A 21,434-nucleotide genomic window follows, 5' to 3' on the forward strand; every position below is an offset into this window, starting at 1 on the left:
TCTCGGCGACGATCTCCTCTTGGATCACGTCCCAATGCTCCACGAAGCGCCCGTTCACGACCTTGAAGATGTCGACGCCGATCATGGTCTTGTCGCCCCAACCGACATAGCGACCGTGGATCATCACGAACTCGCCGTCTTCGAGGACGAGGCCGGGTTCGTAGCGGAAGTCGGCCTTCAGGCTCGGGATCATCTTGCGGAAGAAGTCCGTCCCGTTCGGCATGCGCGGGTTGTGCTGGACGTATCCAGGGTCCCAATACTTTTCGAGGACCGTCAGGTCCCTGTCGACGAACAGCCCGGTCATTGCCGCGATGACGAGTTCTTTGTTGCTCATTTTCGCCTTCCAACGTTCTTCGGGTGGAGTGGCTTGAACATCGCAGCGACGGGCGCTCCCCCACCAGTGGCGTCATTGACAATGTTCGGTCTACTCTTGCCAGATGTTCGTTCACCTGATGCTCGAGGGCGTCGCCGACAGCTTGCTGGGCGTGGCGCTCGACGTCGGCGGCACCGCGGCCCACCTCAGCGACTCCGGGCGCGGCACATAGCCCGCGACATGGGCCTTACCCGCCAGGCGGTGCAGCGCGTCGTCGACCTGCTCGTCGAGCGTGGATTTGTCGGCCTTCAGCCCAACCCTCATCATCAGCGCGCCAAGCTGGTCGTGCTGACACCGCCTCGACACGCCGGCGGTCGATGCTGTCAGCAAGCTCAGCTCCAGCCCTTGTCCCTCGCGTCGAACGAGGTCCAGGTCGTGGCGATGGCGGCCCACCCGCTGACAGAGAGGAGTCACGGCCGGTCCGGGGCGCTGAGCGCCCCGAGCATGATGCGCGAGAGCGCGGCGATGGCCTGCTCTCGCGACGTCCGCCCCGAGGCGGCGGCTTGCGCCAGGGCCTCCGAGGCGCCGAGGATGCCCTCCATCAGCACTTCGCCCTCCTGGCGGGGAAGCTTCACGAAGCGCGCGAACGCCTTGCGATACTCGGCGACATAGGAGTCTCGCAAGGATTGCCGGAAGTCCTCCATTTCTTCAGTGGCCGAGAGGGCCGCGGAGATGGCTCCGAACTCGGGTCCGGCAGTCAGGACGCAATCGATGTAGGCGGCGCTGACAATCCCCGCGACGTCCTCGAGCGTCCGTCCCTTGGCCTCCAGGGCGGCGCGCATCGCCAGGGTCTGTCGCTCGTCATAGTCTCGATACAGGGCGATGAGCAGTCCGGCTCGTGTGCCGAAATGCTCATAGGCGATCGGCTTGGTCACGCCGGCTCGCTCGGCCAGGTAGCCGAGCGTCAGCGCTTCGGTTCCCTCGGTCCGGACGATCTCGGACGCGGTCTCCAGGAGTTGGCGCCTCCGCTGCTCCTTCGCCATTCGTTTCGCTGTGGCCAATGAATGCTCCTCTCGTTTGCTGGCTTCCCGCGTCATCGAAGAGGTTCGCTTGACCCGGATACCCCCCCATATTACTACTGGTAACCTACTTTTGGTAAGTAGCGGATGACAGGGGGTCGTCATGAAGTCACGCATTCTCATCGCAGGCGGTTACGGGATCGTGGGCAGCGCCATCGCGCGGCACGTCAGGAAGGTCAGCAAGGACGTCGAACTCATCCTCGCGGGGCGGACGCCCGAGAAGGGAGCGGCGCTCGCCCAGGAGTTGGGCGGTGCCAGGACGGCCCATCTCGATGTGGCGGATTCCGCGCGGGGACTGCGCGAGGTGGGGCCCATCGACCTCATCGTCGCGGCCCTGCAGGACCCGGGCGACAGTCTCATCCACGCCGCTCTCGCGCAGGGCATCGCCCACATTGGCATCACGAAGCTGGCCGAGGACATTGCACCCGTCACGTTCACGGCATTGAGAACGCCCCCCAAACGCCCCATCGTTTTGTTAGGCCACTGGCAGGCGGGCGTGCTGACCCTCGTTGCGAGCAAGGCAGCCGAGGTGTTCAGCCGTGTCGACTCCATCCAGGTGGCGGGGCTCTTCGACGCTCGTGATCCGATTGGCCCGATGACCGCTGGCGATGTCGAGCACTTCGTCGGCCGGGCGCTGCTACGTGAAGCCGGGAACTGGGCCTGGGTTGACGCTACGCGGCACGCGAGACCTGTTCGTCTCTCGGATGAGAGCGTCGTCCAGGGTGTTCCGATGTCCGTACCCGACGTGCCGAGCCTCGCGGCGATCACCGGCGCGGCGAACGTCCGCTTCGACTTCCTGCAAGGCGAGTCCCTCGGCACTCGCGCCGGACGCCAGGCCTCCCATGATCTCTACATCGACATCGAGGGGCTCCTGAGGGACGGGAAGCGGGCCAGTCGTCGGACGGTGGTGTCCGGCCCCTCTGGCAATGCGCATCTCACGGCCCTGGGGGTGTTGGTCGCCATCGAGCGCGTCCTGGGGTTGGACGGTCGGCCCGCCGCCAGTGGCGGACTGCATCTCCCTGAAACGCTCGTGGCTCCTGACGAGGCGCTCGCACGGTTCAAACAATTCGGCGTTCAAGTCGTCGGCGATGCTTGAACGCGAGCCTGTCGCCCTCCAAACCCATCCTCACCCCAGGGGCAGTTCCAGCGTGGCCGTGGCGCCCAGGCCGGGCCCCTCGCTCTCCAGGGTGAGCCGGCCCCCCAACAGCTTCGCCGCCAGGGCACTGGAATGCAGGCCCAGGCCGTGCCCCCCTTCCCGCGTGGTGAAGCCCTGAGCGAAGAGCCGCTCGCGGATCTCCGGCGTGAAGCCCATGCCGGTGTCCACCACCTGGATGCAGGCCCTGTCGTCCTGGGCCCAGAGCCGCACGCGCAGGTGCCGTCGCCCCTCGGGCAGGCCGTCCATGGCGTTCTTCGCGTTGCTGATGAGGTTGACGAGGATCTGCAACACCTTGTGTTTGTCCAACCGCACCCGGGGAAGCCTGACGAGCTCCTGGGTGACGGACACCCCGTGGTGCTGCAGCGAAGGCAACTGGATGCTCAGCGCGTCGTCGACGAGCTGGGACAGCTCACACTCCTCGGTGAGCAGGGTGCCGTGGGAGTAGGACTGCTGCACCTGGACGATGACCCGGATGTGATCCAGGTGCTTGCTCATGGCGCCCATGCTGTCCTGGAGCCTGCGCTGCTCGCGCAGCAGCTCGTCCCCCAGCGCGGAGAAATAGGCCGGAAGCTGCAGGCCGCGCGGATCCCGGGTGAGGAAGTCCGCCAGGTCCCCCTGGTGCTCCTCGAGCAGGGTGGAGATCTGCTTGAGCCGGCCCATGCGCGAGACATTCACCGTCTCGGTCATGCTCTGCAGGTTGACGACGGCGCTGGTGAGCACGTTGCCCACGTTGTGCAGCACGTTGGCGGCCACCTCCGCCATGCCCACCGCGCGCGCGGCGCCCACCAGCCGCGCCTGGGCCTGCTTCAGCTCGTGCGTGCGCTCCTCCACGCGCTTCTCCAGCTCGTCATTGGCGGCGCGCAGCGCGGCCTCCGCCCGCTGGACCTCGGCGTAGAGCCGGGCGTTCTCGATGGAGATGGCGGCCTGGGAGGCCAGGTGCCCGAGCAGCGCCAGCCGCGAGGGCGTGAAGGCATTGGTGGCCAGCCCGTTCTCCAGATACAGCACGCCGCGGAACGCCTCCTGGCGCAACAAGGGCAGACACAGCACCGAGCGGGCCCCACCGCGCTCGAGCCAGGGATCCGCCGAGAAGGGATGGGGCTGCGAGACATCCCCGATGAGCACGTGCTCGCGGGTGCGCCGGGTATACGCGATGAGGCTCCAGGGCAGCCGGGACTCGTCCGCTCCGGTGGTGTCCTCGGGGGACGGACCCACCACGGAGACCACCGAGAGCTTGTCGCCATGCGGCAGCAACAGGGCGCCGCGCTGGGCTCCGGCGTTCTCGATGGCCGCGCGCAACACCGTGGCCGCCAGGCGCTCGAGGACGATCTCCCCCGAGACGGCCTGCTGGGCCTTGACCAGGGTGAGCGCGTCGATCTTCGTGGAGTTCGTCTCCTCGGCGCGCTCGGAGGCCATCGGCGAGGCGGCCAGGTGCGGCCACTGGGCCTCCAGGTGCTGGACCTTGCCATGCGCGCCCCAACCCGCCCAGGCGTCCCGGGCCTGGCGCGCGTAGGAGTCCCCGAGCGTCTTCAGCTTCCGCTCGTACCAGAAGCGGGCGGCGAGCTCGCACGCCAGGGCGACATGCTGGATGAAACCGTGCGCGCGCGCGGATTCGTGCGCCTCCTCGTAGGCACGCAGGGCCTCGCCCTCCCGATCCTCGAGACGGGCCATCTCCGCGAAGACCATCCGCTCCGGGCCCCGGAACGTCGAGGGCTGATGGGCGGCCCACTCGGCGAGCTGTTGATGGTGCTGCTGCAGGGTCTGCTTCGCCGACGACCGCTGCTCCGGAGTCATCTTCGCGTGGCAGGCCGCCAGGCTCAGGGCATGGAAGAGGTGGAAGTCGAGGAGCTGGATCTGACAGAAGGACGCCCAGGCCAGCTCGGCGGCCCGGTTGCCCGCCTCGAGCGCCTCGGCCCAGGCGCCCGCGAGGAAGCGCGCCTGCATCTTGAAGCTCCAGTACCAGCAGCGCATGGTGCTCATGCGCGCGGGCGTCAGCCCGGCCTCGAAGGTGGCCTCGTCGAAGTCCTCCCCCGTCAGCGAGCCGAACGTGGACACGCCGCGCAGCTGCCGCACGAAGCGCTGTACGTGATGCACGACGGATTGCACGTCCGGGAAGCTCGCCTTGCGCACGAAGGCCAGGCGGATGACCGACTCCTGGTCCACCTCTTCCAGGTGGTGCCCCAGCATGCGCCGCACCGCGACGATGTGGTTGCAGCAGTAGCTGGCGATCAGCAGATCACTCGCCTGGAGCGCGTGATGGAAGCCCCTGCGCATGAGCTCCAGGGAGTTGCCGAGGGGCTCGGTCCAGTCGCTGAGGGTGCCCTGGATGTAGAACATCTTGCCGCGAAAGGTGGAGAGCTCATGCCGCTCGACGATGGCCCCGGCGAGCTGGCCGAAGGCATGGCCCTCCTGGTAGCGCTTGAAGATGGAGCCCAGCACCAGGCCGTACCAGCCATAGCCTTGCGCGGCCGAACCATTGAGCCCGTGGCGGATGCTCAGGCAGACCATCCGGCACAGGTTGACGATGAGCAGCTTCGTGTTGGTGAAGTACGCGGGCGCGAACATGGCGCCCAGCACGCTCATCGCCGCCTCGATGTCCGGGTCCGTCATGCGAGGCAGCTCGATCAGGCTCTCGATGGAGCGCTCTCCCAGCAGCGCCCAGACCTCCTCGTTGGCCGCCAGGACCTCGTCCCACGAGGGGGTCGCGGACATGGGGTAGCCCATCTGGGTGAGGCACTCCACCAGACAGACGAGGGCCGCGGAGATCTCACTGGCGGCCACATGGATGCTGCTCTTCAGGCGGTAGACCGCCGCGGTGTCCGTGCGCGTCCGGGCCCGGGGCAGCAGTTCCTCCACCAGGTGGCGTGCCTCGGCGGCCTTGCCGCTCATGAACTCACAGGTGGCCCGATCGAGCTGGATGCGGAAGGCCAGCGCGGGATCCGCCTCCCAGGGGTCTCCCGGAATCAACCGGTAGGCCGTGGCGAGGTAGGCCGCGGCCGAGCGGAACGCGGTGGTGGCCTTGGCGTTGCGACCCGCCTTGGCGTTGAGCCGCGCCAGGCGCAGGCGCTCCGTCGGATCGTCGATCAGCTCCATCCCGGCGTTCAGGTGGCTCACGATGTCGAAGAGCTGATCCTGGACCGTCTCGGGCGGCAGGCGCTCGAGCAGCAGGCGGCCGATGCGCAGGTGCACGGCCTTGCGCTGGGGCTCGGGGATGAGGGCCTGGGCCGCCTGCTGGATGCGATCATGAAGGAAGCGGAACTGCTCGCCCGGCCCGGTCCGCATCAGCATGCCCTCCTGGAGCGCGGGCGCCAGGCCCCGTGACACCTCGGAGGACTCCTCCATGTGGGAGATGAGGCGGAGCAGCTCCAGGGAGAAGGCGTTGCCCACGCAGGCGGCGAGCCGCAGCAGGTGCTGCGTGCCCAGGGGAAGCTGGCGCAGCTTGCCGGCCATGAAGTCGACGACGTTGTCGGAGTAGCCCCGGGCGCGGCTGGCGGCGGCGTCCCAGCGCCACGGGCCCTTGGGCAGACGGACGAGGAGCCCGTCCTGGTGGAGCGTCAGCAGGAACTGCTGCAGGAAGAAGGGGTTGCCGCCGGTCTTCTCGAGCGCCAGCACCGGCAGCGACTCGAGCACCTCGTCCCCCGCGCCCGGCAGCGCGTCCGCGACGAAGCGCCGCACCTCCTCGAGCGTCAACGGCTCGAGGTGCAGCTCGGTCATCCGCGCCCCGGCCGCGCGCAGCCCGTCCACCGTCTGCGCCACCAGGTGCGAGGCGTCCACCTCGTTGTCGCGGTAGGCGCCGATGAGCAGCACCGGAGGCGTCTCCGGGTGGGTGAGCAGTTGATGGAGGAGCTGGAGGCTGGCCAGGTCCGCCCACTGGAGGTCATCCAGGAAGAGGACGAGGGGGTGCTCGGGCGTGGCGAACACGCCGAGGAACTTGCGCAGGACGAGCTGGAAGCGGTGCCGGGCCTCGGCGGGAGGCAGCTCGCCGACGGAGGGCTGCTTGCCGGCGACGAGCTCGAGCTGGGGCACCACGTCCACGAGCACCTGGCCCTGGCCCTCCCAGGCCTCGTTGAGCCGCGCGCTCCAGCGTGCGAGCTCCTCGTCGGTGCTCGCGAGGAGCTGTTGCGTCAGGCCGCGGATGGCCTGGGCCAGGGTGATGTAGGGGATGTCGCGCTGGAGCTGATCGAACTTGCCGCTGAGGAAGAAGCCGCGCTGGCGCACCACGGGCCGGTGCAGCTCGTGCACCACGGCGGACTTGCCGATGCCGGAGTAGCCCCGGACGAGGAACAGCTCGGGACGTCCGCTCTGGGCCACGCGCTCGAACCCCTGGAGCAGGGCGGCGGCCTCGGAGCCGCGCCCGTAGAGGCGCTGGGGGAGCTGGAAGTGCGTGGGGTGATCGTGCTCGCCCAGGGGGAAGTCCTCGTGCACGCCGCGCAGGAGCGAGTCCCTGCACCGCGCGAGGTCCGCCGCGAGCCCCTCGGCGCTCTGGTAGCGCTCCTCGGCGACCTTGGCCATGAGCTTGAGGACGATGGCGGACAGCACGGGAGGCAGGTCCGGCACGCGCTCCCGCGGGGGCTGGGGTGCCTGGGCCATGTGGGCATGGAACCACTCGAGCGCGTCACGCGCCTGGAAGGGGCGGCTGCCGGTGAGTACTTCATAGAGGGTGACGCCCAGGGAGTAGAAATCGGAGCGGTGATCCACCGCGCGGTTCATGCGCCCGGTCTGCTCCGGAGACATGTACGCCAGGGTGCCCTCGATGAGCGTGGCGGGAGCGGCCTCCACGTGCTCGACGAGCTGGAAGGTGGCGGCGCCGAAGTCGACGAGGCGGGCGTCCCCGGACGACGTGACGACGATGTTGGCGGGCTTGATGTCCTTGTGGATGACGCCATGGCGGTGGACCTCCGCCAGGGTGGACACCAGGGAGAGGGCCAGCTCCAGGGCCCGGAGCACCTCGAAGGGGCGGCCGACGAGCGTGGACAGGGGCTCGCCCTCCACCGCCTCGAAGAGGAGCACCGGACGCTCCTGGAGCACCTCGCAGCCCAGTGCACGCGAGACGCCGCGCACGTCGCGCAGCCGCTGGAGGATGTCGAACTCACGCCGGTAGCGCTCGAGCGCCTGCGGGTCCGGCCCCGAAGTCAGGGGCGTCTTGAGGACGAGGGACGTGCCATCGGCATCACTCACCGCGTGGAAGAGCCGGTTGGTGCTCGTGGACCTGAAAGCCCCTCGAAGGGTGTAGCCTGGAATGGTCAGCATGCCGGGATGGATGAGACGGGATCCTACCTCAGGGGGTTCGAGGCGGTCGGTGACGCACCTCCCCAGCGCCTTCCTTACCCTTGATGACGGGGGGACGCACGGTCTTCACCCCAAGGGAACTCCCCCCACACAGGGGCCGCGCGCCATCGACGGGCTGCTCCCTCGCCGACTCCGGACCTCGGGTCACTTTTGTCCGGCTCACGTCGTGGGCAGGGGCGCGGGTCCGAGGTTGGAAGGATCGCGCACGAACTCCTCGGTGGGCGTGAGCCGCATGTTCGTCAGCCGGTGCCGCTCGACGAAGTGCTTGAACCGCTCGGAGACGACCACCTTCCCCTGCATGCCACGAGGGCGGAAGATGTCCTCTCCGGCCCAGGTGCCCGGCTCCAGGACGAAGCCGTGGGTGGCGTCGATGCCCGTCGCACGGCACTCGGTGCAGGTGGGGGGCGAGGAGACACGCACACGGTTGAGCACCAGGTCCACCGCCGCCCGGCCGAAGCAGGGCCAGACGACGAAGTAGGAAGGCACGGTGAGCGGCTCGCGCTTCTTCTTCGTCATGCGGCGCACCCGAACCACATCCACGGGATGGAAGCCCTCCAGTCCGGTGAGCCCCTCGGCGCGGAAGGCCTCCACGAAGCGTTCGGAGACAAGCAATTCGTACCCCACACCATCAATGAAGTCCCCGAGTTCCTCCCCATACAGTTCCAGCTTGACCCGATAGGGGGGAAGCCAGGTGAGCAATCCGATGATGTCGCCGCACTGCGGGCAACGCGGCGCGTCCGCCCGGTTGACAGGCTCGGCCTTTTCAAGACCAACATCGTAATGGGAAGAAAGGACTCCTTTTTCCAGGACGAAGAAGCGCGGGGAGAGCGAGGATTCAGAAGCCAAGGGGGAACCTCGCTCTCATATCTGGACGGCTGTAAATCTCACGTAACCGGGTCATGAACTCCTTGGGTGTTGCCTTGGGGTGCTCCTTGAGCCACGCGACAACCTCTTCATCGACCTTGCGGTGCCAGTCCTGGTAGCCACAGTGGGATTGCTCGTCCTTGGCCCGAGAAACGAAGCGTGGGTCCCGAGGTTGGTAGAGCCCCTTGAGCGTGGGGTGGTCCTCCAATCCCTTGGCAATGGGCCGGGAGATGAGGTGGTGGTTCTGGCCCTTGCAATGGGGCGGCTCGGAAGAGCCCAGCGATTGGGACAAGGACTCCGCCGCCGCCTGGAGCTGCTGCTTCGTGCTCTCGTCGCCCTTTCCCTCCATCCAGGTGGCCTGCTCCAGGAGTTCATGCACCTCGTCCAACACCTGGGCGGCCTTGCGCGCGTCGTCCCCCGCGAGGGTCACACAGGCACTCACCATGCCTTGCTTGCAACTGCACACCGCTGACATCTCGCCGGGCGTACAGGCCACCTGCGTCAACACCACCAGTAGCAAGCTCGAGAGCATGGGCCTTCTCCTGCAAGAAATATCCGGCACTTCCAACTTGAGGGGGGCGCGGAGATTACCCCGGCAGGCGACGTTGTCCCGGGCGTCGCACCCGGCGCTCCCGTCCAGCGTGCCGCACGAGAGAACGGCCACGCGCGCCGTGCCAGGCCCCCCGGCGAGCAATCAGACGTGGAGTGAAATCCCAAGAAAGTCGGGAACTTGAGGGGGCTGGCGAGCACATGGTACGACCCCCGCCGGCCCGTGGCCCATCGGCCACGCGTCTTGCCTGTCGGAGAGGGCTTTCCCATGAGCGAGCGCAACGAACTGCCGAGGTCGCCCACCTGGAGCACCACGGGTGCATCCGTGCTCCCCACCGTGCAGGCCCCCTCCCGCCCCGCCGTCTCCGAGGCCCTCGCTTCCCACCTGGGCGCACTGCCGCCCGCCGCCTCCAGCCCCGAGCAGGACGCCCGCGAGCGCATCGCCAGCCTGGAGCGCGAGGCGCGGGCGCTCGGCACCGAGCCCCAGGCCGCCCTGCTCTTCCATGAGATGGGCCGGCTCTGGGAGGACCCGCTCAAGAATCCCCGCAACGCGGCCATGGCCTACAACCAGGCCTACCGGATCGCTCCGCGCTTCCTCTCCAACATCCGCGCCGCGCGCCGCCTCTTCGCCGACGTGGGCAACTGGCAGATGGCCGTGCAGTTGCTCGAGGCGGAGCTCAACGCCACCGAGGAGCCCGCCGAGCGCGCCGCCCTCTTCTTCGAGAAGGGCAGTCTGCTCGAGGAGCGGCTGGGGCGCGTGGAGGAGGCCAGTGCCGCCTTCGCCCAGTGCCTGGAGCTCGAGCCGCGGGATCCCGCGCTGCTCACCCAGCTCGAGGCGCTCTACGCCGCGCGCAATGATCATTCCGCGCTCGTGGCGGTGTACCGGCTGCTGGCCATCGCGCTGGAGACGCCCGCGCTGCGCGCCCACTACCTCACCGCCGCGGGCCTGGTGCTCGACGAGCGCCTCAAGCGCACCGCGGAAGCCGCCGCGTGCTTCCGCGAGGCCTTCCGGCTGGACAGCGCGGATCCCCTGCTGCTCAACGCCCTCAAGCGCGTGGCCGTGCGCGAGGGCCGCGCCGAGGAGCTGCTCGAGGTGCTCACCGCCGAGGCCGAGGTGCTCGGGCCCCAGGGCGCGCCCGCCTGGCTGCAGTTGTGCAAGATGTACGAGCGGCTGGGGCGCAAGGAGGAGGCGCTCGCGGCGCTGCTCGACGCGCGGCGCGTGAGCCCCAACGAGTCGCTCATCCTCTCGGCGCTGGCCAACATCTACGAGACGCGCCACCGCTTCGAGGAGCTGGCGGACGTGCTGCTCGCGTGGGTGGGCTGCATCGGCGACGAGAGCGAGCTGGTGGCCATCAACCTGCGTCTGGCGGCGCTGTACGAGGAGGACCTCAAGCGCGACGCGGACGCCATCGCCCGCTACCAAGCCATCCTCGCGCGCATCCCCGGCCATGCCGCGGCGCTCGCGGGCCTGGGCAAGCTCTACTTCCGCACCCGCAACTGGGAGGGGCTCGTCTCCGTCTTCGACGCCGAGGCCGCCGCCACCCAGGAGCCCCGCGAGAAGGCCGCGCGCATGTACAAGGCGGCCGAGGTGATGGAGGAGCGGCTCAACCGGCAGGAGGAGGCCATCCAACGCTACACCGCCTGCCTCCAGGTCCAGCCGGGCTACTTCCCCGCCCAGAAGGCCCTCATCGGCCTCTACGAGCGCCAGGGCCGCTTCGCCGATCTCGTGGCCATGTACGAGCAGGATCTGCTGCAGACGCAGGACCGCGAGCAGATCATCGACACGCTCAACAAAGTGGCGATCATCCACGAGGAGCGGCTCAATGATCTGGCGCACGCCATCGAGTGCATGCGGCGCATCCTCGACCTGGCGCCGGATCACCTGCAGAGCGTGCGCAACCTGTCGCGGCTGCTGGAGCGCGCGGGGAACTTCCCGGAGCTGTTGCGCAACCAGGAGCTGGAGGCGTCGCTGGTGGGAGACACCAAGCAGGTGCTCGCGCTCTACCACCGCAACGCGGAGATCCTCGACGAGCACCTGAAGGATCGCCCCGGCGCCATCGCCGCCTATGAGCGCGTGCTCACGCTGATGCCCTCGTACCTGCCGGCGCTCAAGGCGCTCGGGCGGCTGTACTCGCAGGAGGGCAAGTGGGAGCAGCTCATCCGCATGTACCGCACCGAGGCGGAGTTCTCCACCAACCCGGACGCGGCCGCGGCGCTCATCCACAAGATTGGCGAGCTGTACGAGCACCGCCTCAAGGACGAGAGCCAGGCCGTCGCCTCCTACCAGGAGGTGCTCACGCTGGCCCCCAGCCACTTCCCGGCGCTGCGCGCGCTCGCGCGGCTCTACAAGGCCAAGGGCGCGTGGGAGAGCCTCATCGAGGTGCTGCGCTCGGAGGCGGCCAACCGCACGGATCCCATGGAGCGCGCCAACGCGCTCTACCACGCGGCCACCATCTGGGAGGATCAGCTCAAGCGGCCGGACATGGCCATCGAGGTGTTCCAGGAAGTGCTGCGCCTGGCTCCGGGCCACACCGCCACCCTGCGGGCCCTGGAGCGGCTGTTCCTCGCGGACGAGGACGTGAAGGAGCTGGTGGCGCTCTTGGATCGCGAGACGCAGATGGGGCAGACGGCGGGCGCCAAGGTGTCCGCGTACATGAAGCTCGCGCGGCTCTACCTGGATCACTTCCAGGAGCCGGCGCGCGCGGCCCAGTGCTGCGAGGCGGTGCTCGCGCTGGAGCCCGGCCACCTGTCGGCCCTCAAGACGCTCGAGCGCATCCGCGCGGCAGACCGGGCGCGCCGCGGCGAGCTGCGCCTGCGCCTGGCCGAGCTGGTGAAGGACGCGCGGCTGGGGCTCGCGCTGCGGGTGAACGCCGCGGCGGACCTGGACAAGGGGGTGGACCTCGAGGCGCTGCGGCAGGCGGTGGCGGCCAATCCCCGCGACGTGCGGCTCACCTTCGGCCTCGAGCGCGCCCTGCGCCAGGCGGGTGACGCGGCCGGCCTGTCCGAGCTGTACCTGCGCCGGCTCCAGGTGGTGACGGACGAGCTGGAGCGCGTGCAGTTGATGCTGCGCTGCGCGGACCTGGACGAGGGCAAGCTGAACAACTCGCTGCGCGCCGAGCAGGCCTACCGCGCGGTGTTGCAGTTGCAGCCGCAGTGTCTGCCCGCGCTGCAGGGCCTGCGGCGCGTGCTGGCCCGCCGGGGCGACGCGGCCTCCGCCCGGGTGTTGTTGGAGAGCGAGGCGAACGCCAGCCGAGATCCCCGCGGCGCCATCGAGTCCTTCATCTCCGCGGCCCGGCTCGCCGCGGGGGCCCTCCAGGACGCGGACGGCGCCATCTCCCTGTACCGCAAGGCGCTGGAGCGCGATCCCCTGGACGCGACGGCCACCGCCGGTCTGGAGGAGCTGCTGGCGGCGCGGGGCGGCGCGGGAGATCTGGCGCTGATGCAGCAGCGGCGCGCCGAGGCACGGCTGGCCCAGGGCGACACGGACGCGGCCGCCGACGCCCTGCTCCACGCGGCGAAGACGTACCTGACGGGCGTGGGAGACCAGGCACGTGCCCTGGAGCTGCTCGAGCGCACCCTGTCCCTGCGGCCCACGCTCCCGGAGGCCCTGGAGCTGCGCGCGCACCTGCTGCTGGAGCACCGCCGCTACGGCGAGGCCGCCGCCACGCTCACCCAGCGCGTCGAGCTCGGAGGAGATCCCGCGCTCGTGGCGAGGATGCACCTCACGCTGGGCGCGCTGTACCAGGATCACCTGGCCGAGCCGAGCCATGCCGCCGTGCACCTGCACGCCGCGCGCGAGGCCCTGCCGCACAACGTCGAGGTGCTCGAGCGCCTGTCGACGCTCTTCCTCCAGGTGCGCAACTGGACGGGGGCGATGGATTGCCTGCGGCGGCTGTTGGAGCTGGAGCTGCCGGTGGCCGACCGCGCGCGCCACACGGTGACGCTCGCGCAGGTGCACGAGCAGGGGCTGGGGGATCTCGCCACGGCCTCCGCGCTCTACCGCCAGGCATTGGACCTGAGCCCGGGGGACATGACGCTCGTGGACCGGCTGGCGACGCTGTACGAGCGCGCCGGCAAGCTGCCGGAGCTGTCGCAGATGCTGGAGACCCAGTCCGCGCAGGCCCAGGGCGCGGGGGACAGCAAGCGCGCGGTCACCCTGCGGCTGAAGGTGGCCGATCTGAGCGCGGGCCCCCTGAGCGAGCCCGCGCGCGCGGTGACGCTCTACCGGCAGATCGTGGAGGCCGAGCCGGGCAACGTCGCGGCGCGCGCGGCCCTCGCCAACCTGTACATGCGCGACGCGGCGTCGGCGCAGCTCGCCATCGAGGAGCACCGGCAACTCTTGCGCCTGGAGCCCACGCGCGTGGAGAGCCTGCACGCGCTCTTCCGGCTGTGGGAGGGCCTCAAGCAGAACGACAAGGCCTTCTGCGCCGCGTCGGTGCTGCACTTCCTGCGGGCGACGAACGAGGCGGAGGCCATCTTCTACACGGAGATGCGCAATCGCCTGCCCCTGGAGACGCAGGAGCGGCTGAGCGTGACGGATCTCGACACGGCGCTCACCCACCCGTCCGCGCGGGGGCCCCTGCTCGAGGTGCTCCGGGCCGTGGGAGATCAGCTCGGCAAGCTGCACCCGCCGCAGTTCGAGCTGCTGGGCGTCAACCGCAAGGACGACAAGCTCAAGCCGGAGCACGCCGTGTTCAAGGCCGTGCGCGCCGTGGCGCAGGTGTTCGGCGTGGAGGAGTTCGAGGTGTACCAGTCGCGCCGCGGACTGCTCGCCCTGGAGACCGGAGAGCCGCTCGCGGTGTGCGTGGGCCAGGACGTGGTGCGCCGCTTCAACGCCCGCGAGCAGAAGTTCCTCATCGGCCGCACGGTGATGGGCCTCTTCAACAAGACGGCGGTGCTCTCCAAGCTGTCGCGCGGCGAGACCCTGGATCTGTTCGGCAACTCGGTGCGCATCTTCGCGCCCCAGTTCACGGCGCTGGGGCGCAACAACGAGGAGCTGGTGAAGCAGTACCGCCGCGCCTACTCGCGCAAGGCGCTCAAGGCGCTGGAGCCGGCCGCGCTGGAGCTGGGTCCCCAGTCCAAGGTGGAGCTGCCGCCCATGCTCGAGGGCCTCGCGCTGTCGGCGGACCGCGCGGGCGCGCTCCTGTGCGGAGATGTATCGGTGGGCCTCTCGCTCGTGCTCAAGGAGGATCCGAACTTCGCCAACTCGCGCCTGGACCACACCGAGCCGCTGCTCCAGGCGCTGCGCGAGCGCGCCGATCTGCAGCAACTGCTCTCCTACGTGCTCGGCGACGACTTCCTGCGCCTGCGCCAGCGGCTCGGCCTGTCCCTGCCGTGAGCTGACCCGGAGGGGTCGAGGCGGGGCGCGCCTTCGCTCCGCGCGCCCCCGCTCCTTACGGCCCGAGCGAAATCCTCGACCACGCCTGTCGCGCGGAGGCGTCCAGGAACGGGACTTCCGGCCCGCAAGGGGTTCCGTCGGTTTTTGTCGGCCATCCACCTTTACAAGTGGGATAACGCTCCTGTATCAATCCAGTGTCGCACTCCCGTTTACTCGGGAGTGAACTCCAAGGACCTCGCGGTCCACCGGATCACCGGAGGGGTGATCCGGAAAACCAAGCAACGCCAGTTGAGATAGCTCGCGAAGGGACGGAGCAGGGCCGTCGTGTGTGCGCGCTCACGCCGACCCTTCGTGACGGGAGGCTGTTGATGAGAGTGCAGCGGATGGTGGTCCCGCTCTCGCTCGCCCTGATGGGGCTGAGCGGTTGCAATCCCTATGAGCGGTGGACGGGTGATGAGTTCAACGCCGGTCCGGTGGATGCGCAAACCTTCCCGCCCGAGTACCTCGGCGCGGGTGCCAATCGCCAACGCGCGGGCTCCGGCAGTTTCACCGCCACGAGCGCCCTCGCGGGGGGCGCGGAGATTGAGTACTTCCGCTTCTCCTTCTCTTCCACGCAGCGCACCGCCACCAATCCCCTGGCGGTGGCGAGTTCCACCGCCGCGCCCAAGGCCATCGCCTACGTGTTCGACTCCGGCTGCCAGGCTCCCGAGGGCTACTCCTTCGATGCGGTCCGTGACCCGGTCGACTACTCCCAGCAGGGCGTCATCTTCACCCGGCTGCCGAGCGCCACGTACACCCCGGGCACCGCCGTCTCCTGGTCCTATGTGCCCATCGTCGCGCGCGTGCCGGTGACGTCCAAGGGCGAGGGTTGCCAGGACATCAAGAGCGAGGCCGCCCTGGTCAAGCGCGCGGGCTCCGAGGTGGAAGTGACGCTCACCGAGCCCGCGCCCGCCACGGGCAAGCAGGTGGGTGTCTCCGACGGCACCCTGCTGGCCCACGCCATCATCGAGCCGGGCGCGGCCGTCTACCACGCCGATGGGGAGACTCCGGACACCGGCGTCGGCCTGCAGAAGTGGGGCTGGTACAACCAGTACCTCCTGGCCTACCTCGACGGTGGAGTGATTCCCACCCAGGGCGGCAACATGGTGCCCCAGCGCCTGTACATCCCCCGCTCCCCGGTGACGGTGGGCGGCACCGACAAGACGGTGGCGGTCGGCCAGGGCTTCGACGTGCTCGCGGCCCGGCGGGGCGAAGCGGGCTACTCGCCCATTTGCGAGGTGTGGACCTATGACGCCGGCGGCCCGCTCACCCCGGAGCAACTGCCCACGAGCGCCGCGGACATCGAGGCCCAGTTCGGCGCCACCGCCCAGCGCGCGACCTCTGTCCCCTCTTTCTATTGCCTGCAGCTCCAATAGCACGAGCCCGGAAGACCAACGCACATGAAATCCAGGAACATCAAGTGGTTGCATCTCGCGCTCGCGCTGTCCCTCGGGGGCTCCGGCGCGGCGTTCGGCGCGGACGTCATCACCGGCCGTATCGACGGCCGGCTGCGTGAGTCGGGGACCCAGGCGCCCCTGCCGGGTGCCAAGGTCACCCTCACCTCGCCCGCGCTCATCGGCGGCTCCAAGGTCATCGCCACCGCCCCGGACGGCTACTTCCTCGCCACCGACCTGCCTCCCGGCGAGTACACCGTCCAGTTCGAGCTGGAGGGCATCAAGCCCATCACCCGCAAGCTCGTGGTGCGCCAGGGTGAGACGAGCCCGTTGAACGTGACGTGGAACGTCGAGTCGGACATGGAGGAGAACATCGTCGTCGAGTACGAGTCTCCCGGCACGCGTCCCGAGTCCACCCAGTCCGGCGCGGTGCTCTCCGCGACGGGCCAGTCCAAGCTCGCCTCCGGCCGCAGCTACCAGGCCGTGGCCCAGCAGGTAGCCGGTGTGAGCGGCGGCAGCAACCCGGACATCCGGGGTGCCAACGCCATCATGAACCGCTACCTGATCGATGGAATGGACATCACCGATCCGGTGACGAACACGTTCTCGTCGAACATCAACTTCGACTCCATCTCCTCCTTCTCCATCATCACCGGAGGCATGGAGGCGCAGTACAACTCGATGGGCGGCGTCATCAACGTCATCTCGGCCCAGGGCTCGGATGAGTTCCACGCGGACGCCTCGTTCTACGCCAACCACTACCTGCTGTCGGTGCCGCCGCAGTTCGGCTCGAACCTGTACGAGGGCTACAAGCCCTTCAACACCACGGTTCGTCCCCCCACCCAGAGCTACCAGGGCAACGTCAACATCAGCGGCCCCATCCTCAAGGAGAAGCTCTGGTACGCGTTGTCCTACCAGTACTCCAACAACCAGGCCTCCTCGCCCGCGGGCCCGCCACTCAACCTCCAGGCGCCCAACCGCGAGTTCATCGGGCACTACGTGCGCGGCAAGCTGACGTGGGCCCCGGGCTCGCGCAGCCGTGTCACCCTGTCCGCCCTGACGGACCCGGCCAGCATTCCCTTCGCCGACTTCAGCGGATCCCTCGCCAACTCGGTGACGCCGTTCGCCGCCCGCTTCCAGTCACAGGGTGGATGGCTCGGCAACCTCACGTGGGAGTACTTCCCCACGGCGGAGACGACCTACAAGGCCATGGTCGGCGCCCAGACGAACACCATCCGCTCCGGACCCCAGGGCGTCTTCGGCACCTTCGACCTGGCCGCCATCCGCAACAGCTACAACGACCCCACGCTCTCGTACGACCCCAATCGTCCGCAGCACACCAACGACGATGACGGCACGGTCTGGTTCAACGACTCCGACATCACCTCGGACGCGCGCTACACGCTGAGCACGGACCTGTCCGTGGCCCACCGCACGACCCTGTTCGGTCAGCGCCACGAGGCGCAGGCGGGTTTCCAGGGCCGCTTCATCCAGCGCAACTTCAGCTTCGAGGTGCCCGGCGGACGGACGTACACCGACGCGGGCGGCGGTCCCGGCCAGGCCGGTCTGTGCCTTCCCGAGATCGGCCAGACCGACGGCTGCAACTACTACGCCGAGACTCCCGCCTACAACACCGTCGAGCGCGGCCTGGGCGCCGGCCTCTACGTCCAGGATCGCTGGAAGCCGGTGGACTGGGTCACCATCATGCCGGGTCTGCGCTTCGACTACGGCTACACCCGCGACGCCGCGGGCCGCGTGGCCGGACAGCTCGCCGGCTTCGGTCCCCGCCTGGGCGCGGTGCTCGATCTGACGCGTGACTCGAAGACCATCTTCTCGGCCTTCTACGGTCGCTCCAACGAGACCCTGTCGCTGCTCGCCGCCGCCAACGCCAGCCCCTCCGCGAAGACCGACTACTACGCCTACGATCCGGCCACGGGGACCTTCGACTACAGCTCGTCGGAGGGTGGCCCCGGTGCCACCGAGGTGGACCGCAAGAACCACACCCCGCCGCACTCGGATGAAATCCTGTTGAGCCTGCGTCGGCAGATCGGCAAGAACACCGGTCTGTCGGTCGAGTACACCTACAAGAATCTGGCCAACATCTGGGACGCGGTGGAGACCAACCAGATCTGGGATCCCTCGGGCACGCGCGTCATCGGCTACAAGAACGGCGTGGCCACGCCGGTGTACCTGTTCACCCGTCCGGACTCGAACTGGATCAAGTACCAGAGCGTGGACCTCATCCTGGATGGCCGTCCGACGCCGGAGCTGGAGTTCTACGCGGCCTACACGCTGTCCTTCCGCTACGGTCCGGGCAACGAGTCCATGGGCCAGCTGAGCACGGGCATCGGCCAGTACGACAACCCGCGTCAGTCGCAGTTCTACACGGGCTACTCGCTGGGCGACACGCGGCACCAGATCAAGCTGCTGGGCTCGTACACCTGGAAGGGCCTGAGCATCGGACCCAGCTTCAGCTATGCCTCGGGCGCGACGCGGGCCAAGCGCTACAACACGGCCAACCCGAACATCAGCGGCTACGTCCTGCGCTCGCCCGTGGGCACCACGCCGGGCACTCCCAACGATCCCACGCAGATCGCCGAGTTCCGCCTGCCGGACACCATCACCGCCAACGCGCGTATCAGCTATGACTTCTCGGAGCTGACCGGCCAGAAGTTCGCGCTCATCGCGGACGTGTTCAACGTGTTCAACCTCGGGGCCCCCACCGGCCTCGTGACGACGGAGAACGTGGGCGCGACGAGCAACTTCGGCCTGGCGTCCGCCCGTCAGCAGCCGCTGCGCGTGCAGCTCGCCCTGCGCTACCAGTACTAGTCGGTTCCACCCGCGGGGCGCCGGAGCAGGACTCCGGGACCCCGCCTGGTCGACAGACGCCCCCCTCCGAGAACATCCGGAGGGGGGCGTGTCGCGTTATGGAGTCGGGCGCTCCGCATGCCCGTGCGCCGCGAGGTGCCGCCCCCCGAGCAACTCCGGGCGCACGCCCTCGAGGGCAGGCTCTGGCCGGTGGTGCTCCTGGTGACTCGATGTTGGCATCGAGGCCAGGAGCGGGAACGCGTCGCGTGGCAGCTTGGAGTCAGGCACTCGCCGCGGGCCTGGTTCCAGCCAGCGCGTCGCACGCCATGTCGAATTCTCCCAGGGCTTATCACGCGGGGCGTGGAGGGCTTGACAAGCGGGCGGCGGAACTCAAGTGCTCGGATGCCATCGGGTCAGGCCAGGTGCATGCGGAAACGCATGGCGAACATGCGTATTCGAGGGTGCTCGGGCGGGCACGCCTACCGGACACTTTGGCACATCGTCCGGATCATGTAGCGCAAGACAAGTTTTAGAACACAGAGCAACGCGGGCAGTCTCTTCGTGGACGGTTGCTATTCTTTTATCATCCACCGTGACGGATGCCCCAACCCAGCTGCGCCTCTCATGACTTGTCTTTGGTAGTTAGACATTGGTGCAATGGTTCTGCACCGACGTCTGGATATTCCAAGGGAATGAGGTGGGTGGAATCACGAGTGGTTTTCTCGATTCTCGAAAAGCGACAATGCGCCCCAGCATCAGCGGCACCATCCTGCGCTTGCCCGTGGGCACCACGCCGGGCTCGCCCAACCACCGTGGGCGCGGTCAACAACTTCGGCCGCGCGACCTCCCGCCAGCAACCGCCGCGCGTGCAGTTCGCCCTGCGCTACCAGTACTGGTCGGGTCCACCCGTGGGGCGCCGGAGCAGGACTCCGGGGCCCCGCCTGGTCGACAGACGCCCTCCTCCGAGAACATCCGGAGGGGGGCGTGTCACGTTATAGAGTCGGGCGCTCCCCATGCCCCTTCCCGCCGTCCTCCCGCCCGCCCTCGCCGCGCTGCCCATGCGCCACAAGGTGCCGCCCCCCGAGCAACTCCGGGCGCACATCCTCGAGGGGCGGAGCTGGCCGGTGGCGCTCCCGGTGACGTTCACCCCCTTCGCGTCGGCCCAGCCGTGCTCGGCCCGCTGTGTCTTCTGCTCGGAGACGCTGCGGCCCCACGGCTCCGGGCGGCTCTCGGCGTCCCTGCGGCCGGGCCCTCGCTACCAGGAGGGGCTCGCCCGGGCGCTCGCCGCGCTCCAGGGTCTGCCCCTGGGCATCTCCCTGTCCGGGCTCGAGTCCACGGATGCGCCGGAGTGGTTGCTGGGGGTGCTCGACGTGCTGGAGGCCCACGAGCGCCACCCCGCGGGTCACGTGGAGGAGAAGGTCCTCTATTCCAACGCGGCCGGGCTGTGCGCGGAGACGTCGGGCGGAGTGTTGCTGCCCCGACTGGCGCGCTACGGCCTGACGCGCGTGGAGATCTCCCGGCACCACCCCGAGGCCCCACGCAACGACGGCATCATGCGCTTCCGCCCGGGCCAGCCCGTGGCGCGGCAGGAGGTGTTCGAGGCGGCGGTGCACGCGACGCGCGGCCATGTGCCCGTGCGGCTCGTGTGCATCGTGCAGCGCACGGGCGTGGCCACGCCCACGGACGTGGTGGACTACCTGCGCTGGGCGGTGGAGCGGCTGGGCGTGACGGACGTGGTGTTCCGCGAGTTCTCCCGGCTGCATGGGCTCTACCAGCCCAACACCACCTGGCGCACCATCGAGCGCGACCGGGTGCCCATCGAGTCCCTGCTCGAGCCGCTGCTGCCGGACGGGCCCGGCTCGGACTTCGAGCCGGTGGACGTCACGCGGGGCTACTACTACTGGAACGCGCGCCTGCGCTGGCGCGGCCAGTGCTCGGTGACGTTCGAGGCCTCGGACTACCAGGACATGAAGGCCCGGCATCACTCGGGCGTCATCCACAAGTTCGTCTTCCACGCCAATGGCAACCTCTGCGCGGACTGGGATCCGGAGCGCGAGGTGCTGCTGCGCACCGCATGAGCGCCCCGCCCTCCGAGCACGTCGCCTACCTGGAGCTGCTCCACCGGCTCCAGTCGCACGGGGTGCGCTTCGCCCTCACCGGCTCCTTCGCGCTGCGCCTGCTCATGGACGCGCTCGGGGGCGAGCCCGTCCCGGACTGCGATCTCCTCCTCGAGCCCTCCGCCGACAACCTCCAGCGGTGGGCGGCGCTCCTCGTGGAGGACGGCTGGTCCCTGGCCGTGTGGAACGAGCCCCTGGGGGTGCCGCTCGAGCTCGAGACCCTCCGTGGGAAGTACTATGTCCGGGCGAGGAAGGGCCCCCTGGTGCTCGATGGCACCTACGAACACGACACCCTGGAGACTGGCACCCTGGTGTCCGGAGCGCGGAGGAGCCACGGCCTGCCGGTGATGGACCTGGACACCCTGCTCGCGCTCAAGCGGGAGCGGGGCACCCCGAGGGATCTCGAACAGGTGGCGCGGGTGGAACACTGGCGGCGCGAGCACCGGGGGCGGTAGGGTCCGCCGCGACCTCTGGCCAGGAGTAACACGCCC

11 protein-coding genes are annotated in these 21,434 nt (G+C 69.0%); 6 read left to right on the forward strand and 5 right to left on the reverse strand.

The features are described from left to right. Together D187_RS36930 and D187_RS36940 are read right to left on the reverse strand one after the other, a co-directional pair. On the reverse strand, positions 1–334 hold a 334-nt coding region (locus D187_RS36930), incomplete at its 3' end, for a nuclear transport factor 2 family protein (RefSeq protein ID WP_043433469.1). Between the two features lie 449 nt (positions 335–783). Continuing rightward, a complete protein-coding gene (locus D187_RS36940) occupies positions 784–1,356 on the reverse strand; it encodes a TetR/AcrR family transcriptional regulator (RefSeq protein WP_043433478.1) in 573 nt (190 codons plus the stop codon). A gap of 139 nt (positions 1,357–1,495) precedes the next feature. On the opposite strand from D187_RS36940, the gene D187_RS36945 reads away from it, so the two are divergent. Then, positions 1,496–2,488 carry a saccharopine dehydrogenase family protein gene (locus tag D187_RS36945; protein WP_043433480.1) on the forward strand — a complete coding sequence of 331 codons (993 nt, stop codon included), beginning with the start codon at positions 1,496–1,498 and terminating at the stop codon, positions 2,486–2,488. Positions 2,489–2,518: 30 nt separating this feature from the next. Here the strand turns inward: D187_RS36945 and D187_RS36950 are convergent, their stop codons facing one another. From D187_RS36950 to D187_RS36960, 3 genes are all read right to left on the reverse strand, one after another. Then, positions 2,519–7,795, reverse strand: coding sequence for a trifunctional serine/threonine-protein kinase/ATP-binding protein/sensor histidine kinase (locus D187_RS36950; RefSeq protein WP_002627112.1), 5,277 nt, complete (start codon positions 7,793–7,795; stop codon positions 2,519–2,521). A 198-nt stretch (positions 7,796–7,993) separates the two neighbouring features. After that, positions 7,994–8,680, reverse strand: a complete 687-nt coding sequence (locus tag D187_RS58370; RefSeq protein WP_002627111.1) for a hypothetical protein — start codon at positions 8,678–8,680, stop codon at positions 7,994–7,996. Continuing rightward, entirely contained in the window at positions 8,670–9,230 is a 561-nt protein-coding gene (locus D187_RS36960) for a hypothetical protein (protein WP_002627110.1), read from the reverse strand. Before D187_RS36960 ends, D187_RS58370 begins: the two co-directional genes overlap by 11 nt. Before the next feature lie 285 nt (positions 9,231–9,515). Between D187_RS36960 and D187_RS36965 the strand changes: the two genes are divergently transcribed. The 5 genes from D187_RS36965 (at position 9,516) to D187_RS36990 (ending at position 21,398) form a co-directional block, all read left to right on the forward strand. Continuing rightward, positions 9,516–14,585 carry a tetratricopeptide repeat protein gene (locus D187_RS36965; RefSeq protein ID WP_002627109.1) on the forward strand — a complete coding sequence of 1,690 codons (5,070 nt, stop codon included), beginning with the start codon at positions 9,516–9,518 and terminating at the stop codon, positions 14,583–14,585. A gap of 368 nt (positions 14,586–14,953) precedes the next feature. Continuing rightward, entirely contained in the window at positions 14,954–16,000 is a 1,047-nt protein-coding gene (locus tag D187_RS36970) for a hypothetical protein (RefSeq protein ID WP_155893862.1), read from the forward strand. A gap of 24 nt (positions 16,001–16,024) precedes the next feature. Further along, positions 16,025–18,847 carry a TonB-dependent receptor gene (locus D187_RS36975; RefSeq protein WP_002627107.1) on the forward strand — a complete coding sequence of 941 codons (2,823 nt, stop codon included), beginning with the start codon at positions 16,025–16,027 and terminating at the stop codon, positions 18,845–18,847. Between the two features lie 992 nt (positions 18,848–19,839). Then, entirely contained in the window at positions 19,840–20,904 is a 1,065-nt protein-coding gene (locus D187_RS36985; protein WP_002627105.1) for a radical SAM family protein, read from the forward strand. Continuing rightward, on the forward strand, positions 20,901–21,398 hold the full coding sequence (locus D187_RS36990) for a hypothetical protein (RefSeq protein ID WP_002627104.1): 498 nt from the start codon (positions 20,901–20,903) through the stop codon (positions 21,396–21,398). Before D187_RS36985 ends, D187_RS36990 begins: the two co-directional genes overlap by 4 nt. Positions 21,399–21,434 lie beyond the last annotated feature (36 nt).

Source organism: Cystobacter fuscus DSM 2262 (assembly GCF_000335475.2).
Lineage (GTDB): Bacteria > Myxococcota > Myxococcia > Myxococcales > Myxococcaceae > Cystobacter > Cystobacter fuscus.

Bases quoted from the DNA above. Each gene is read 5' to 3' on its own strand.
- D187_RS36960 (WP_002627110.1), bottom strand. From the start codon at position 9,230: ATGCTCTCGAGCTTGCTACTGGTGGTGTTGACGCAGGTGGCCTGTACG.
- D187_RS36975 (WP_002627107.1), top strand. From the start codon at position 16,025: ATGAAATCCAGGAACATCAAGTGGTTGCATCTCGCGCTCGCGCTGTCC.
- D187_RS36950 (WP_002627112.1), bottom strand. From the start codon at position 7,795: ATGCTGACCATTCCAGGCTACACCCTTCGAGGGGCTTTCAGGTCCACG.
- D187_RS36945 (WP_043433480.1), top strand. From the start codon at position 1,496: ATGAAGTCACGCATTCTCATCGCAGGCGGTTACGGGATCGTGGGCAGC.
- D187_RS36970 (WP_155893862.1), top strand. From the start codon at position 14,954: ATGAGAGTGCAGCGGATGGTGGTCCCGCTCTCGCTCGCCCTGATGGGG.
- D187_RS36985 (WP_002627105.1), top strand. From the start codon at position 19,840: ATGCCCCTTCCCGCCGTCCTCCCGCCCGCCCTCGCCGCGCTGCCCATG.
- D187_RS36990 (WP_002627104.1), top strand. From the start codon at position 20,901: ATGAGCGCCCCGCCCTCCGAGCACGTCGCCTACCTGGAGCTGCTCCAC.
- D187_RS36965 (WP_002627109.1), top strand. From the start codon at position 9,516: ATGAGCGAGCGCAACGAACTGCCGAGGTCGCCCACCTGGAGCACCACG.
- D187_RS36940 (WP_043433478.1), bottom strand. From the start codon at position 1,356: ATGGCGAAGGAGCAGCGGAGGCGCCAACTCCTGGAGACCGCGTCCGAG.